This window comes from Streptomyces sp. NPDC056948 (assembly GCF_042674225.1).
GTDB lineage: Bacteria > Actinomycetota > Actinomycetes > Streptomycetales > Streptomycetaceae > Streptomyces > Streptomyces purpurascens.
On record NZ_JBHUQX010000027.1, the window covers coordinates 1 to 15,265 of the forward strand.

General features: G+C 70.4%; 13 protein-coding genes and 1 tRNA gene. 4 read left to right on the plus strand and 10 right to left on the minus strand.

Annotated elements, in window-relative coordinates; translation table 11 throughout:
* Positions 1–4: 4 nt before the first annotated feature.
* Positions 5–661 (minus strand): ANTAR domain-containing response regulator, encoded by a 657-nt coding sequence (locus ACFTZL_RS05715; protein ID WP_382498937.1) that lies wholly within the window; start codon positions 659–661, stop codon positions 5–7.
* Between the two features lie 102 nt (positions 662–763).
* On the opposite strand from ACFTZL_RS05715, the gene ACFTZL_RS05720 reads away from it, so the two are divergent.
* Positions 764–850, plus strand: a tRNA-Leu gene (locus tag ACFTZL_RS05720).
* An 85-nt stretch (positions 851–935) separates the two neighbouring features.
* On the plus strand, positions 936–1,715 hold the full coding sequence (locus tag ACFTZL_RS05725; protein WP_382578696.1) for a helix-turn-helix domain-containing protein: 780 nt from the start codon (positions 936–938) through the stop codon (positions 1,713–1,715).
* A 3-nt stretch (positions 1,716–1,718) separates the two neighbouring features.
* On the opposite strand, the gene pyk is transcribed toward ACFTZL_RS05725, so the two are convergent.
* Positions 1,719–3,140 carry a pyruvate kinase gene (gene pyk / locus ACFTZL_RS05730; RefSeq protein ID WP_382578699.1) on the minus strand — a complete coding sequence of 474 codons (1,422 nt, stop codon included), beginning with the start codon at positions 3,138–3,140 and terminating at the stop codon, positions 1,719–1,721.
* A 169-nt stretch (positions 3,141–3,309) separates the two neighbouring features.
* On the minus strand, positions 3,310–4,026 hold the full coding sequence (locus ACFTZL_RS05735) for an SIMPL domain-containing protein (protein ID WP_382578701.1): 717 nt from the start codon (positions 4,024–4,026) through the stop codon (positions 3,310–3,312).
* A 163-nt stretch (positions 4,027–4,189) separates the two neighbouring features.
* Here ACFTZL_RS05735 and ACFTZL_RS05740 point away from each other — a divergent pair, with 163 nt between their 5' ends.
* Positions 4,190–5,986, plus strand: coding sequence for a bifunctional metallophosphatase/5'-nucleotidase (locus ACFTZL_RS05740; protein WP_382578703.1), 1,797 nt, complete (start codon positions 4,190–4,192; stop codon positions 5,984–5,986).
* Between the two features lie 24 nt (positions 5,987–6,010).
* Here ACFTZL_RS05740 and ACFTZL_RS05745 read toward each other — a convergent pair whose 3' ends face one another.
* The 7 genes from ACFTZL_RS05745 to ACFTZL_RS05775 form a co-directional block, all read right to left on the minus strand.
* Positions 6,011–7,450, minus strand: a complete 1,440-nt coding sequence (locus tag ACFTZL_RS05745; RefSeq protein WP_382578704.1) for a lysine N(6)-hydroxylase/L-ornithine N(5)-oxygenase family protein — start codon at positions 7,448–7,450, stop codon at positions 6,011–6,013.
* Complete coding sequence (locus ACFTZL_RS05750) at positions 7,447–8,802, minus strand: pyridoxal phosphate-dependent decarboxylase family protein (protein WP_382578707.1); 1,356 nt, start codon at positions 8,800–8,802, stop codon at positions 7,447–7,449. The genes ACFTZL_RS05745 and ACFTZL_RS05750 overlap by 4 nt, the downstream gene beginning before the upstream one ends.
* A gap of 238 nt (positions 8,803–9,040) precedes the next feature.
* Entirely contained in the window at positions 9,041–9,880 is an 840-nt protein-coding gene (locus tag ACFTZL_RS05755; RefSeq protein WP_382578709.1) for an NAD(P)H-binding protein, read from the minus strand.
* Between the two features lie 113 nt (positions 9,881–9,993).
* Positions 9,994–12,486 carry an aminopeptidase N gene (gene pepN / locus ACFTZL_RS05760; RefSeq protein ID WP_382578711.1) on the minus strand — a complete coding sequence of 831 codons (2,493 nt, stop codon included), beginning with the start codon at positions 12,484–12,486 and terminating at the stop codon, positions 9,994–9,996.
* A 67-nt stretch (positions 12,487–12,553) separates the two neighbouring features.
* Complete coding sequence (locus ACFTZL_RS05765; RefSeq protein WP_382578714.1) at positions 12,554–13,105, minus strand: two-component system response regulator; 552 nt, start codon at positions 13,103–13,105, stop codon at positions 12,554–12,556.
* Between the two features lie 141 nt (positions 13,106–13,246).
* Positions 13,247–13,591 carry a chorismate mutase gene (locus ACFTZL_RS05770; RefSeq protein ID WP_382578717.1) on the minus strand — a complete coding sequence of 115 codons (345 nt, stop codon included), beginning with the start codon at positions 13,589–13,591 and terminating at the stop codon, positions 13,247–13,249.
* A 45-nt stretch (positions 13,592–13,636) separates the two neighbouring features.
* Complete coding sequence (locus ACFTZL_RS05775; protein WP_382578719.1) at positions 13,637–14,089, minus strand: GNAT family N-acetyltransferase; 453 nt, start codon at positions 14,087–14,089, stop codon at positions 13,637–13,639.
* 122 nt (positions 14,090–14,211) lie between these two features.
* On the opposite strand from ACFTZL_RS05775, the gene ACFTZL_RS05780 reads away from it, so the two are divergent.
* Positions 14,212–15,102: a hypothetical protein gene (locus tag ACFTZL_RS05780; protein ID WP_382578722.1), complete on the plus strand. Its 891-nt coding sequence runs from the start codon at positions 14,212–14,214 to the stop codon at positions 15,100–15,102.
* Positions 15,103–15,265: the final 163 nt, after the last annotated feature.

Here is a 15,265-nt window from a genome sequence, read left to right on the forward strand (position 1 = left end):
GTGATCAGCCCTTGTTGGCCTTCTTCTCGTCGGCGTCCTGGATGACCGCCTCCGCGACCTGCTGCATCGACAGCCGCCGGTCCATCGACGTCTTCTGGATCCACCGGAACGCGGCCGGCTCGCTCAGCCCGTACTCGGTCTGCAGAATCGACTTCGCCCGGTCCACCAGCTTCCGCGTCTCCAGCCGCAGCGTGAGGTCCGCGACCTCCTTCTCCAGCTCCTTCAGCTCCGTGAAGCGCGAGACGGCCATCTCGATCGCCGGCACGACATCGGTCTTGCTGAACGGCTTCACCAGGTAGGCCATGGCACCGGCGTCCCGGGCCCGCTCCACGAGGTCGCGCTGCGAGAAGGCGGTCAGCATCAGCACCGGCGCGATGCTCTCCTCGGCGATCTTCTCGGCCGCGGAGATACCGTCCATCTTCGGCATCTTCACGTCCAGGATCACCAGGTCCGGCCGGTGCTCACGGGCCAGCTCCACGGCCTGCTCACCGTCCCCGGCCTCACCTACGACGGTGTACCCCTCCTCCTCCAGCATCTCCTTGAGATCGAGCCGGATCAGGGCCTCGTCCTCGGCGATGACGACACGGGTCGTCAGCGGAGGCACGTGCGACTTGTCGTCATCGGGCACGTCAACAGGCTGGGGCGACTCGGGGGCGCTCACGTGGGCTCCTTGGTACGGGGCAGGCCGGTACTGCTCCCAAGAGCGTACCTAGCAGCAGGGGCGCACAGTGAACCGGTACACTGCTGGTCGGTCCCCAGACCTGCCCGGTTGGAGGAACTGGTCAGACTCGCGGCACTCAAAATGCCGTGCCCTTTGGGCATGTGGGTTCGAATCCCACACCGGGCACCAGCAGGTAAGCAAGCGGAGGATCACGTTCGCGTGGTCCTCCGCTTTTTGCTGCACGCAGTCACGATCAGTGGCGCAGAGTTACCCCATGGAGCAGCACAGTCCTTCGATTCGAGCTCAAGCCGTCGCACTGATGCGCCAGGGTGTACCGAACCGCACAGTCGCGGAGCGCCTAAACGTGCCGCGAGGCACTGTCGGCTGGTGGCGTAGCGAAGACCGCAGAGCGCGCGGCGAGACCTACGAGCAACCGACCGACTGCCCCCGGTGCACAGGCCGCAAGTTCGACCAGGTGGCATACGCCTACCTGCTCGGGCTCTACCTCGGCGACGGCCACATCATCTCGAAGCGCAAGCAGCATCACCTGTCCGTCTTCTGCAATGCCATGCAGACCGGCCTGATCTCTGCCGCCGAGGATGCCATGCGCAAGGTGATGCCATTGCCCAGCGTCAAGCAGCGCTACAAGCCCGGCTGCGTCGAGGTGAAGTCGTACACGAAGCACTGGACCTGCATGTTTCCTCAGCACGGGCCCGGCAAGAAGCATGAGCGCCGGATCGTCCTCGAACCCTGGCAGCAGGAGATCGTCGACGCCCACCCCTGGGAATTCGTCCGTGGCCTCATCCACTCCGACGGCTGCCGCGTCACCAACTGGACGACCCGCATGGTCGCCGGCGAGCGCAAGCGCTACGAGTACCCTCGGTACTTCTTCACCAACGTCTCCGAGGACATCCGACGGCTCTACTCCGACACGCTCGACACACTGGGCATCGAGTGGACCCACTGCACCCGCAACGGCAACCCGTACAACATCTCCGTCGCCCGCAAAGCCTCCGTAACCCTCATGGACGCCCACGTCGGGGCCAAGTACTGAGAGTTACTCGGCGATGTGGTGGACGCGGACCAGGTTCGTCGAGCCGGAGACGCCGGGAGGGGAGCCTGCCGTGATGACCACCGTGTCGCCAGGGCGGCAGCGGCCGTACTTCAGCAGCAGTTCGTCGACCTGGTCGACCATCGCGTCCGTGGAGTCCACGCAGGGGCCGAGGAACGTCTCCACGCCCCACGTCAGGCTGAGCTGGGAGCGGGTGGCCTGGTCGGGGGTGAAGGCGAGGAGGGGGATCGGGGAGCGGTAGCGGGAGAGGCGGCGGGCCGTGTCGCCGGACTGGGTGAAGGCGACCAGGAACTTCGCGCCGAGGAAGTCGCCCATCTCCGCCGCCGCTCGGGCTACCGCTCCGCCCTGGGTGCGGGGCTTGTTGCGTTCGGTGAGCGGCGGGAGGCCCTTGGCCAGGATGTCTTCTTCCGCCGCTTCGACGATGCGGGCCATCGTGCGGACCGTTTCGATGGGGTGCTTGCCGACGCTCGTTTCCCCGGACAGCATCACCGCGTCCGTGCCGTCGATGACGGCGTTGGCGACGTCCGACGCCTCCGCACGCGTCGGGCGGGCGTTGTCGATCATCGAGTCGAGCATCTGGGTGGCGACGATGACGGGCTTCGCATTGCGCTTCGCCAGTTTGATCGCGCGCTTCTGGACGATCGGGACCTGTTCCAGTGGCATTTCGACGCCGAGGTCTCCGCGCGCGACCATGATGCCGTCGAACGCCGCGACGATTTCTTCGATGTTCTCGACGGCCTGCGGTTTTTCGACTTTGGCGATGACGGGGAGGCGGCGGCCTTCCTCGTCCATGATGCGGTGGACGTCCTGGATGTCGCGGCCGCTGCGGACGAAGGAGAGGGCGATGGCGTCGGCGCCGGTGCGCAGGGCCCAGCGGAGGTCGTCCTCGTCCTTTTTGGAGAGGGCGGGGACGGAGACGGCGACGCCGGGCAGGTTGAGGCCTTTGTGGTCGGAGATGACGCCGCCCTCGAGGACCTTCGTGTGGACGCGGGGGCCGTCGATCTCGGTGACTTCGAGGCAGACCTTGCCGTCGTCGACGAGGACGCGTTCGCCGGGGGTGACGTCGGCGGCGAGGCCGGCGTAGGTGGTGCCGCAGGTGTTGCGGTCGCCTTCGACGCCGTCTTCGACGGTGATGGTGAAGGTGTCGCCGCGTTCAAGGAGTACGGGGCCTTCGGTGAAGCGGCCGAGCCGGATTTTCGGGCCTTGAAGGTCGGCGAGGACGCCGACGCTGCGGCCGGTCTCGTCGGCGGCCTTCCGTACCCGGTGGTAACGCTCCTCGTGCTCGGCGTGACCGCCGTGGCTGAGGTTGAATCGGGCGACGTCCATTCCGGCGTCGACCAGGCCTTTGATCTGGTCGTACGAGTCGGTGGCGGGCCCCAGTGTGCAGACGATCTTTGCTCGGCGCATAAGACTGAGCCTATGAGTTACCGACCGGTAGAGAATTGGTCGTGAGTGACTACTCAACAGACTTTGAATGAAGCACTATGCCCAAGTGTTGAATTGTGCGGCGGGGTGCTCCGATGAGCGCCAGGATTCCCTCGGTCGCGTTTTCGAAATGGCCCCGCGGAAAAGCCGGCTAGAGCCGCGGCGGCACCATCGTGAAGCGGGCGTTGATCTGGGCGTGCACCCGCTGGCGTTGGGGTTCGAGGTCGAGGGGTGCCGCCGCGGCGTCCTCGGCGCCGGCGTAGGCCGCGGAGCGCATCCGGCCGGGGGCCTGGGGGTAGGGCGGCGTGGTGTCCTCCGCGCCGATGTCGGCGAGTTCGACCAGGGCGGAGAGGGTGGTGCCGAGTGCCTCGGCGTACTCGCGGGCGCGCTGGACGGCCTCCCGTACGGCCTTCTTCCTGGCCTCGCGGTGGGCGGGTGAGTCGGGGCGCAGGGCCCACCAGGGGCCGTCGACGCGGGTGAGTTCGAGGTCGGCGAGGCGGGTGGTGAGTTCGCCGAGGGCGGTGAAGTCGGTGAGTTCGGCGGTGACGTGGACGCGGCCGTGGTAGGTGCGGATGCGTTCGCCGCGCCCGTGCTTGGTGAGTTCGGGTGTGATGGAGAAGGCGCCGGTCTCCAGGCGTTCGACGGCGTCGCCGTAGGACTTGACCAGGTCGAGGACGCCTGCGTTGCGGCGGGTGAGGTCGTCGAGGGCGGAGCGGCGGTCACGGCCCCGGGCGGCGACGGTGATGCCGATGCGGGCGATCTCCGGGTCGACTTCGAGGCGGGCCTCGCCGCGGACGGCGATGCGGGGAGCGTCGGGTGTTCCGTAGGGGACGGCGGGCTGGGAAGCGTCTCCGGTGGGCACGGTCATACGCCCTACTCTGTCATGTCTTGGCTGGCCGGAGGCGTGGAGTTGGCGGGCTGAGTCATCAGATCGCAACCTGCCGGGGCTGTTGCGGCCGGTCATGACCGGGTCAGAATCTACGCGCGTTATCTACGCGCGTCGTTCACAGATTCCGCAAGGGGAGCCAGACATGCCGTTGAACCGCCGGAAGTTCCTGGAGAAGTCCGCCGTGACCGGGGCGGGGGTGGCGCTGGCCGGTGCGGTCACCGCGCCGGGTGCCCAGGCGGCCGAGGCGCGGGGTGCGGCGAAGCGGTACGCGTTCACCGTGATGGGGACGACGGACCTGCACGGCAACGTCTTCAACTGGGACTACTTCACGGACAAGGAGTTCGACGACAAGGACCACAACGACATCGGTCTGGCGAAGATCTCCACTCTGGTGAACGGGATCCGCGAGGAGAAGGGCCGCCGCAACACGCTGCTCATCGACGCGGGCGACACCATCCAGGGCACGCAACTGTCGTACTACTACGCCAAGGTCGACCCGATCACCGCCAAGGGCGGCCCGGTGCACCCGATGGCGCAGGCCATGAACGCCATGGACTACGACGCGGCGGCGCTCGGCAACCACGAGTTCAACTACGGCATTCCGGTGCTGCGGAAGTTCGAGCAGCAGTGCCGTTTCCCGCTGCTGGGCGCGAACGCGCTCGACGCCAAGACGCTGCGGCCGGCTTTCGCGCCGTACAGCATGCACCGGCTGCGCACGCCGTTCGGGCGGGATGTGAAGGTGGCGGTGCTGGGTCTGACCAACCCGGGGATCGCGATCTGGGACAAGGCGAACGTGCAGGGCAAGATGACGTTCCCGGGTCTGGAGGAGCAGGCGGCGAAGTGGGTGCCGAAGCTGCGGTCGATGGGCGCGGACGTCGTCATCGTGTCGGCGCACAGCGGTTCGTCGGGGACGTCGTCCTACGGTGACCAGTTGCCGTACATCGAGAACGCGGCCGGTCTGGTGGCCGAGCAGGTGCCTGGGATCGACGCGATCCTGGTCGGGCACGCGCACACGGAGATCCCCGAGTACTTCGTCACCAACAAGAAGACCGGCAAGCAGGTCGTGCTGTCCGAGCCGCTGAAGTGGGGGCAGCGGCTGACGCTGTTCGACTTCGAGCTGGTCTGGGCGAAGGGCTGCTGGAAGGTCGAGAAGGTGGGCGCGAAGGTCCTGAACTCCAACACGGTGGAGGAGGACCGGAAGATCGTGCGGCTGCTGTCGGACGAGCACGAGAAGGTCGTGGCGTACGTCAACCAGGTCATCGGCACGAACGCGGCGGAGATGACGTCGACCGAGGCGCCGTACAAGGACGTGCCGATCATCGACCTGATCAACCACATCCAGGCGGACACGGTGAAGCAGGCGCTGGCGGGCACGGAGCACGCCTCGCTGCCGGTGCTGTCGCAGGCGGCGTGCTTCTCGCGCAGTGCGCGGATCCCGGCGGGCAAGGTGACGATCCGGGACGTGGCGGGTCTGTACGTCTTCGAGAACACGCTGGAGGCGCGTCTGATGACGGGTGCGCAGATGAAGGCGTATCTGGAGTTCTCGGCGAACTACTTCGCGCAGACGGCTCCGGGCGCGGAGGTGGACCCGGCGAAGCTGACGAACGCGAACGGCACGCCGGACTACAACTACGACGTGGTGAGCGGCCTGGCCTATGAGATCGACATCGCGAAGCCGGCCGGTTCGCGGGTGACGAACGTGCGGTTCGAGGGGCAGCCGCTCGCGGACGACGCGAAGTTCGTGTTCGCGGTGAACAACTACCGGGCCAACGGCGGCGGGAACTTCCCGCATGTCGCCGCCTCGCAACTGCTGTGGTCGAACTCGGACGAGATCCGCAACACCATGATCGCCTGGGTGAAGGCGAAGGGGGCCGTCGACCCGGCCGAGTTCGCGGCGGTGGACTGGAAGCTCACGCGGAACGGCACGCCCGTCTTCTAGGGACACACCCCCTCGGGGTTGTCGTCACCTTCGGTCCACGAGCGGGGTCAGCGCCGGTGCCTCACGGGCCGGCGGGACCTGCTGCCGCTGTGTGAGGCCGAAGGTGGTGAAGGCGGTGCGGCGCGGGAGTGCGTACGCTTCCCTGCCCGTCAGGGAGTTGAGGATGATCGCGCTGCGCCAGGCGGCGAGGCCGAGGTCCGGGGCGCCGACGCCGTGGGTGTGGGACTCGGCGTTCTGGACGTACGCCGTGCCGGTGACGGACGGGTCGAGGACGAGGCGGTACTCCTCGTCGATCCGCGGGCGTTCCCGGCTGTCCCGGCGCAGGTAGGGGTCGAGTCCTGCGAGGACGCGGTCGAGGGGGCGTTCGCGGTAGCCGGTGGCGAGGACGACGGCGTCGGTGGTGAGGCGGGAGCGGCTGTCCTGCCTGCCGTGCTCCAGGTGCAGTTCCACCTTGGTCGTCGCGACGCGGCCCGCGGTGCGGACGTGGACGCCGGGGGTGAGGACGGCGTCGGGCCAGCCTCCGTGCAGGGTGCGGCGGTAGAGCTCGTCGTGGATGGCGGCGACGGTGGCGGCGTCGATGCCCTTGTGGAGCTGCCACTGCCCGGTGACGAGCCGGTCGCGGGCGGATTCGGGCAGGGCGTGGAAGTAGCGGGTGTGGTCGGGGGTGAAGTGCTCCAGGCCGAGCTTGGAGTACTCCATGGGCGCGAAGGCCTCCGTGCGGCCCAGCCAGTGGAGTTTCTCCTGGCCGGCCGGTCTGTTCCGCAGCAGGTCGAGGAAGATCTCGGCGCCGGACTGTCCGATGCCCACGACGGTGACGTGCTCGGCGGCGAGGAGGGTGGCGCGGTGGTCGAGGTAGTCGGCGGCGTGCACGACCGGGACGCCGGGCGCCTGGGCGAGGGGCTTGAGGGGTTCGGGGACGTAGGGCTCGGTGCCGATGCCGAGGACGACGTTGCGGGCGTAGGTGCGGCCGAGGGCCTCTGCTTCTCCGTCGGCGTCGAGCTGGGTGAAGTCGACCTCGAAGACGTCGCGTTCGGGGTTCCAGCGGACGGCGTCGACCTGGTGGCCGAAGTGGAGGTCGGGGAGGCTCTCGCCGACCCAGCGGCAGTAGGCGTCGTACTCGGCGCGCTGGATGTGGAAGCGCTCGGCGAAGTAGAAGGGGAAGAGCCGCTCGCGGGACCTGAGGTAGTTGAGGAAGGTCCAGGGGCTGGTGGGGTCGGCGAGGCTCACCAGGTCGGCGAGGAAGGGGACCTGGATGGTCGCGCCCTCGATGAGCAGGCCGGAGTGCCAGCCGAAGGCGGGGCGCTGGTCGTAGAAGACGGTGTCGAGTTCGCCGAGCGGGTGGGCGAGGGCGGCGAGGGAGAGGTTGGCGGGGCCGATTCCGATGCCGACGAGGTCGCGGGGTGCGTCGGGCTCGCGGTGCGGGTGTGGTGTCGGGGTGGGACCGGGGGTGGGCGCGGGGTTCATCGGGGGGTGTGTCCTTCCACGAGTGTGGCTCGGCGCGCTGCCACGAGGTGCAGCAGGGCGGCCAGGTCGTCGGGCCCGGTGGCGGGGTTGAGGAGGGTGGCCTTGAGCCAGAGCCGGCCGTCGAGTCGGGTCCGGCCGAGGACGGCACTGCCGTCGGTGAACAGCGCGCGGCGTACGGCGGCCACGGTGGCGTCGGTGGCGTCCGCGGGCCGGAACAGCACCGTGCTGATGACGGGCGGGCCGTGGAGGACGAAGCCGGGGTGGTCGTGGACGAGGGCGGCGAACTCCCGGGCCCGGGCGCAGACCTGGTCGACGAGTGTGCCGAGGCCGCTGCGGCCGAGGGTCTTGAGGGTGACGGCGAGCTTGAGGACGTCGGGGCGGCGGGTGGTGCGCATGGACCGGCCGAGCAGGTCCGGCAGGCCGGCCTCGGTGTCGTCGGCGGCGTTGAGGTAGTCGGCGCGCTGCCGCAGGGCGGTGAGGTCGCGGGGGTCCTTGACGGCGAGGAGGCCTGCGGCGATCGGCTGCCAGCCGAGTTTGTGCAGGTCGAGGGTGACGGTGTCGGCGGCGTCGAGGCCGGTGAGCGCGGCGCGGTGCCGGGTGCTGAACAGGAGGCCTCCGCCGTAGGCGGCGTCGATGTGCAGCCGGGCGCCGTGGGCCGCGCAGCGGGCGGCGATCTCGGGCAGTGGGTCGATGAGGCCGGCGTCGGTGGTGCCGGCGGTGGCGGCGACGAGCAGCGGGCCGTCCAGGCGGGTGAGGGTCTCGTCGAGCGCGGCGGGATCGAGCGTCCCTGCCGGGGCGGGTACGACGACGGGTTCGGGCAGCCCGAGCAGCCAGGCGGCCCGCGCGAGCGAGTGATGGGCGTTGTCCCCGCACACCAGCCGCACGGCCCCGTCACACGCCTCTCGCGCGAGGAGCAGGGCGACCTGGTTGGACTCGGTGCCGCCGGTGGTGACGAGGGAGTCGGGGGTTCGGGACGCTTCCTGCCGGCCGTCGCCGTAGATCTCCTTGGCCAGTGCCCTCGCGACCAGTGTCTCCAGTTCCGAGGCCGCCGGGGCCTGGTCCCAGGAGTCGAGGGAGGGGTTGAGGGCGGAGGCGGCCAGGTCGGCGGCTGTGGCGATGGCCAGGGGTGGGCAGTGGAGGTGGGCGGCGCACAGGGGGTGTGCCGGGTCGGCGGCGCCTTCGGCGAAGACGTGGACCAGGGTGCGCAGGGCGTGTGGGTCGCCCTGGTCGGGGAGGATCTCTCCCGCCGTCTCCCGTACGCGGGCCGCGACCGCCTCCGGTCCGCCCGGCGGCAGCGGTCCGCCGCGTGCCCGGGCGCCGGTGTCCAGCGCTTCGAGCACGGTGTCGAGCAACGGCCGCAGGGCGCGTGGGCCTTCGGGACCTGAGGCCAGTGCCGCGGCAGGCAGCGTTTGCCCGTCAAGGAGCGGCGCCGGGCGTCGCGACGGGGCGAACGTTGCCTGTCGGGGCACTGGGGGCGGCGTGCTCATGGGCGTCCTCCGGGGAGCGGGGCGACGCGCCCGAGAAGCCCAACGACCGGACCCGGGTGGAGGTACTTCCGTACGGGGAAGACCTGTTGGGGTCCGGACCGCGTCAGCCCTTGAAGTCGTCCACGTGGTCCTCGGCCCAGAGCGCGAAGGGACGGGCCGGCCGACCGGTGATCTCCCGGACCGTGCCGGTGATTTCCGGCGGTGTACCGACCGACGCGGCGAAGGTCTTCAGCAGGGCCCGGAGCATGTCCGGCGGGACGTGCGGGAAGAGTTCGGGGCCGGCCTCCTCCGGTGACAGCTCGGCGAAGTTCAGCTCACGGCCGAGGGCCCGGCCGATCGCAGCGACCTGCCCTGCGTTGGTGATCGCCTCGGGCCCGGTGAGGCGGTGGGCGGCGCCGTCGTGGCCGTCGTCGAGGAGGGCGCGTTCGGCGACGGCGGCGATGTCGTCCTCGTGGACCGGGGCGGACAGCCCGTCGGCGAAGACACCGCGGACGGTGTCGCCGGTGCGGATCTGCGGGGCCCACTGGAAGGCGTTGGCGGCGAACGCGTTGGGGCGCAGGAAGGTCCATGCCAGGCCGCTGTCGCGGAGCTGCCGCTCGGCGGTGGCGTGCATGACGTGGATGGGGTGGGTCTCGTCGGCGTCGGGGCCCGAGTCGATGATCCCGGAGGACAGCAGGACCACGTGACGCACTCCGGCGGCACGGGCCGCCGCCAGGAGGCGGGGTGTGTGGTCGCCGCCGGCCTGGACGTACAGGAACAGCTCGGTCGCGCCCTCGAACAGGGCGGCCGGCTCGTCGAGGCTGAGTCGTACCGCCTCGACGCCGGCGGGCAGGCGGGCGCGTCGCGGGTCGCGGGTGAGCGCCCGCACGGGCCGCCCGGCGGCGACGAGGCGGTCGACCAGGGCACGGCCGACGTTTCCGGTGGGACCGGTCACTACGATCACGAAGGGCTCCTCGGGCTTGATCGTCCTTGCCTGCCCGAGGCTAGGAAGGGCGACCGGCCCGCCGCATCGGCGAAAGGGACCAGCCGCCCCGCCCCCGCCCTAGGTCGCCGGTCCTAGATCTCCTTGCCCTGCCGCACCCGCAACGCCCGTGCCAGATCGTCCAGTTGGTCGACGAGCTTGCGGCGCAGCGCCGGGATCGGTCCGGCGTCGCGCAGGCACTCCTCGCCCAGGCGGAGGTGCTCCGCGTCGACCGCGTGGGCGGGGAAGGCCGAGCGGCCGACGGCCGTGGCGATGGCGGGGCCGCGGCGGTCGGCGACGGCCACCGCGTCGGTGTAGTAGCGCGGTACGTACGCGCGGACCAGCTCGGCCTGTTCGGGCTGCCAGAAGCCCGCGGCGGTGGCGGTGAAGAGGTAGTTGGACAGGTCGTCGGAGCCGAACATCGCCTGCCAGGCGCGGGCCTTGGCCTCCGGGTCGGGCAGCGCGGCCCGGCAGCGGGCGGCGCCCTCCTGGCCGGTGGCGCTCGGGTCGCGTTCCAGCTCGGCGGCGATGGCGGCCTCGTCGGTGGCGCCGAGGACGGCGAGCCGGGCGAGGACGCGCCAGCGCAGCTCGGGGTCGAGCTCCGGGCCGCCGGGGACGGTGCCGTCGGCGAGCCAGGCGGCGATGGTGTCGGGGTGGGCCGCGACGTCGATGCGGTGGCGTACGGCGATCAGGCGCAGGCCGGGGTTGTCGCCGTCCTCGGTGCGGCGGATGAGGTCGCGGCACAGGTCGGAGAGGGTGGCGAGCGCGGCGGGCCGCTCCTCGGGCGTGAGGTAGTGGTCGGTGATGTACGTGGACGCGAACGCGAGCACGCCCTGGACGACGGCGAGGTCCGTCTCCAGCGGGAGATGGGCCCTGGCGGTCTCCAGGTAGGCGGCGGGCGCCAGTTCGCCGTCGCGGACGGCGTCGCGCAGGGCGTTCCAGACGACCGCGCGGGTGAGCGGTTCGGGCAGGCCGGACAGCTCCTTGCGGATGGTCTCGAAGGACTCGGAGTCGAAGCGGACCTTGGCGTAGGTCAGGTCGCCGTCGTTGAGGAGGAGCAGGGCCGGGCGCTTGCCGATGGGCTGGGCGTCGTCTTGCGGCAGGTCCAGGTGGAGGCGTTCGCGCAGGACCAGGTGCCCGCCGTCGTCGCCGAGGTCCCGGTCGTACAGGCCGACGGCGATGTGGTGGGGGCGGCTGCCGGCGTGGTCGACGGTGAGGGCGCAGGTGCCGTTCTCGCCGGGGGCGACCTGGGGGGTGAGGGTGTCGACGCCGGTGGTGCGCAGCCAGGCGTCGGCCCAGGCGTGGACGTCGCGTTCGGTGGCGCCGGCGAGGGAGTCGATGAAGTCGGCGAGGGTGGCGTTGCCGAACTTGTGCCGGGCGAAGTGGGTGTTGATGCCGGCGAGGAAGTCCTTGTCGCCGAGCCAGGCGACCAGTTGCCGCAGCGCGCTGGCGCCCTTGGCGTAGGAGATGCCGTCGAAGTTGAGCAGCGCGGAGGCGGTGTCGTCGACGGCCTCGGGGGCGACGGGGTGGGTGGAGGGGCGCTGGTCGGCGTCGTAGCCCCAGGACTTGCGGGTGATGCCGAAGTCGGTCCAGGTGTCCGTGAAGCGGGTGGCTTCGGTGAGGGTCTGGTAGCCCATGTACTCGGCGAAGGACTCGTTCAGCCAGATGTCGTCCCACCACTTGAGGGTGACGAGGTCGCCGAACCACATGTGGGCCATCTCGTGGGCGATGACCATGGCGCGGGTCTGGCGCTCGGTGTCGGTGACGGCGGAGCGGTAGACGAACTCGTCGCGGAAGGTGACGAGGCCGGGGTTCTCCATCGCGCCCGCGTTGAACTCGGGGACGAAGGCCTGGTCGTAGGAGTCGAAGGGGTAGGGCTCGTCGAACTTCTCGTGGTAGCGGTCGTAGCACGCGCGCGTGACGTCGAAGAGCTCGTCGGCGTCGGCGTCCAGGTAGGGGGCGAGGGAGCGGCGGCAGTGCAGGCCGAAGGGCAGGCCGCGGTGCTCGGTGCGCACGGAGTGCCAGGGGCCGGCGGCGACGGCGACGAGGTAGGTGGAGATCAGCGGCGTGGGTGCCGCCTTCCATACGCCGTCGGTCTGTTCGGTGATGCCGTTGGCGAGCACGGTCCAGCCCTCGGGGGCCTGCACGGACAGCTCGAAGACGGCCTTGAGGTCGGGCTGGTCGAAGGCGGCGAAGACGCGCTGGACGTCCTCCATGAAGAGCTGGGTGTAGACGTACGTCTCGCCGTCGGTGGGGTCGGTGAAGCGGTGCATGCCCTCGCCGGTGCGGGAGTAGCGCATGAGCGCGTGCACGCGCAGTTCGTGCTCGCCGGCGGTGAGGTTCTTCAGGGCGAGCCGGTTGCCGTCCAGGGCTTCCGGGTCCAGGGGGTGTCCGTCGAGGGTGACGGAGCGCAGCTCGTCCGGCCTGACCTCGACGAAGGTGTCTCCGTCGGTGCGGGCGCTGAACCTGATCAGGGTGCGGGAGTCGAAGGTCTCGTCGCCGGTCGTCAGGTCGAGTTCGATCGTGTAGCGGTGCACGTCGAGGAGCTCTGCTCGGGTCTGCGCTTCGTCGCGCGTCAGTACGGACATGCGTGACATGCTGCCTGATGGCACCGGCAAGGCACAGAGGCGGATCGGTACGTGCCCAATGTCCGGTCTAGGTGCGGTCTTTTTCCAGCTCCCCGGCGTGCGCCCCTACGGGGCGCTGGGTCGGTACGCGCGCGTCGGGATGCGGCAGGGCGGGGCGCGGGGGGTGTACGGCGGCCTCGGTGTGCTCCCGTACGAGGGCGCGCAGCCGGCGCACTTCCCGCTCCAGGGCGAGGTGCCGCTGCTGGGCGTCGTAGAGGTAGCGGACCTTGGTGCGCAGGGCCCAGGGGTCCACGGGCTTCAGGACGAGGTCGGCGACGCCCAGCCGGAAGGCGGCGGTGGTCAGTTCGTGGTCGGCGCCGAAGCCGGTCAGCAGGATCACGGGGATGTGCTGGGTCTGTTCGACGCGCCGCATGTAGCGCACCACCTCGAGGCCGCTGACGCCGGGCATGCGCACGTCGAGCAGCAGCAGCCCGACCTGGCCGCGGAGCACCTGCTTGAGCGCCTCGTCGCCGCTGGTGGCCCGGCTGAGCAGATAGCCCAGCGGGGCCAGGGCGCTTTCCAGTGCGTACAGCGTGTCCTCGTGGTCGTCGACGATGAGGATCCTGGTATCCGACGGCATGGCCCGACGCCCCTCCCTCGTGGAGGACCAGAGTAAGTCCGGGACACTGACGCGCAGTGCTCGTCAGCTGACATGCTGTGCACAGCGCAGCATGCCCCGCGCGGGCCGCCGTGTCACTCCCCCGGGAGCGGTCGTCCGGGGTCAGTTGCCGCCGGGCGCGGAGCCGTTGAGCGTCTCGTCGGCGATGCGCTCGTGGTGGCGGATGACCTCGGCGACGATGAAGTTCAGGAACTTCTCGGCGAAGGCCGGGTCCAGTTTGGCGTTCTCGGCGAGCGTGCGCAGCCGGTCGATCTGACGGGACTCGCGGGCCGGGTCGGCGGGCGGCAACTGGTGCCTGGCCTTGAGGTGGCCGACCTGCTGGGTGCACTTGAAGCGCTCGGCGAGCATGTGGACGACGGCCGCGTCGATGTTGTCGATGCTGTCGCGCAGCCGGGCGAGCTCCTCGCGGACGGCGACGTCGACGTCACCGGTGTTGCTGGTGGTCATGGGGCGTCAGCCTACGGGGAGGAGGCCGGGCCGCCGCACGTCGTCTCACACCTCGGCCGCGCTGATCCGCTTGTGGAAGTAGACGTCCTCGTGTCCGCCCGGCACGCCCTGAATGCGGGCCCTTTCCCGGTAGCCGAGCCGTGGGTAGAAGCCGGGCGCCTGGAAGCTGTACGTGGAGACGATCATGTCGGTGCAGCCGCGCCGGGCCGCCTCGGCCTCCGCCGCGCGCATCAGCCGGCCGCCCCAGCCGGCGTGCCGCTGGTCCTCCCGCACCCAGAGCATGTCCACGGAGCACAGGCTGCCCCAGGTCCAGGCGGTGAGTCCGCCGATCAGCTCGCCGGTCTCGTCGGTGACGCGGACGGAGAGCGGCTCGGTGGCGGCTCCGTCGGCGGCGGCGGTGTTGAAGGCGGTCAGCTCCTCGTCGAGCCGCTCTTCGAGGTCGTCGTCCTGGCCGCCCACCCGGAGCTCGGCGGCGACGGTGCGCTGTTCGCTGGTCACGGCCCGGATTCTGCCGGCGGGGCCCGGACGGGACGACCGGTTTTCGCGGCGGTGGCGCGGCCCCGTGGCCGTCACACTTTCGTACAGTGGAACCGGATTCAGGGGCGTCTTGGGGGTGAGGCGTGGCGAACGACGGGCCGGTCGAGCACGGCTACCCGCATCTGGAGACGGTGCGGGCCGCCATCACGGCGCTGTACAAGCGCCTGTCGTACGACACCATCCAGACGTTCCCGACCAGCGTGGTCCCGGCCGATGTGGCGTTCTGCGACACCGACGACCTGTATCTGGGGGCGCAGCGGGTGGCGCACGAGCTGGTGCGGCACTACCGGCTTCCGGACGCCCGGCTGATCGTGAGCTTCCGGGAGATGCGGCACGCGGCGAACGTCGAGCTCGCGGCCGGGCCGGAGTACTTCGTGGAGTTGAACGACCGGTTCCGTACGCATCGGCGGGACATCGGGGCGGCCCTCGCCCACGAGGTGATGCATGTGTACCTGCACCGCCTCGACCTGTCCTTCCCGGGCGTGCGGGACAACGAGATCCTGACGGACACGGCGACGACGTATCTGGGCGCGGGCTGGCTGCTGCTGGACGCGTTCCGGGAGGACGGGGCGTCGTCGCAGAAGCTGGGCTATCTGACGCCGGAGGAGTTCGGGTACGTGCTGGCCAAGCGAGCGCTGGTCTTCGGGGAGGACCCGTCGGTGTGGTTCACCAGTGCGCAGGCGTACACGGCGTATGTGAAGGGGATGGAGCTGGCCCGGCGCGATGAGCGGCAGCCGCCGCTGACCGCGGCGGGGTGGGCGGGGCGGCGGCGGTATGCCCGGGACCGGCGGCATGCGCCGGCGGGGCCGCCGCCGCAGCCGGGTGTGCGCTACCGGTTCTCTCCCGACGGGGGTGGGCGGTTGCGGGTGTCGTTTCCGTGTCCCACCTGCCATCAGCGGATCCGGGTGCCGGTGCGGGGGCGGGTTCGGGCGCGGTGTGCGTTGTGCCGGAGTGTGCTGGAGTGCGACACGTAGGGGTGGGCGGGGGTGGAGGGTGTGGTGCTGGTGTGTGCTGGAGGCTCCGCCCCCGGGCCTGCGGCCTACGCCCCGTAGACGGCTCCGGGCTCTCCCGCCTCCGCCAGCAGCTTGCGTGCCGCCTCCTGACACTGCCGATTATCGGCACGATCAGTACCGCGAT

Coding starts and splice junctions, on each gene's coding strand:
- ACFTZL_RS05770 (WP_382578717.1), bottom strand. CDS start 13,591: ATGACCACCAGCAACACCGGTGACGTCGACGTCGCCGTCCGCGAGGAG.
- ACFTZL_RS05745 (WP_382578704.1), bottom strand. CDS start 7,450: ATGAACCCCGCGCCCACCCCCGGTCCCACCCCGACACCACACCCGCAC.
- ACFTZL_RS05725 (WP_382578696.1), top strand. CDS start 936: ATGGAGCAGCACAGTCCTTCGATTCGAGCTCAAGCCGTCGCACTGATG.
- ACFTZL_RS05765 (WP_382578714.1), bottom strand. CDS start 13,105: ATGCCGTCGGATACCAGGATCCTCATCGTCGACGACCACGAGGACACG.
- pepN (WP_382578711.1), bottom strand. CDS start 12,486: ATGTCCGTACTGACGCGCGACGAAGCGCAGACCCGAGCAGAGCTCCTC.
- ACFTZL_RS05740 (WP_382578703.1), top strand. CDS start 4,190: ATGCCGTTGAACCGCCGGAAGTTCCTGGAGAAGTCCGCCGTGACCGGG.
- pyk (WP_382578699.1), bottom strand. CDS start 3,140: ATGCGCCGAGCAAAGATCGTCTGCACACTGGGGCCCGCCACCGACTCG.
- ACFTZL_RS05735 (WP_382578701.1), bottom strand. CDS start 4,026: ATGACCGTGCCCACCGGAGACGCTTCCCAGCCCGCCGTCCCCTACGGA.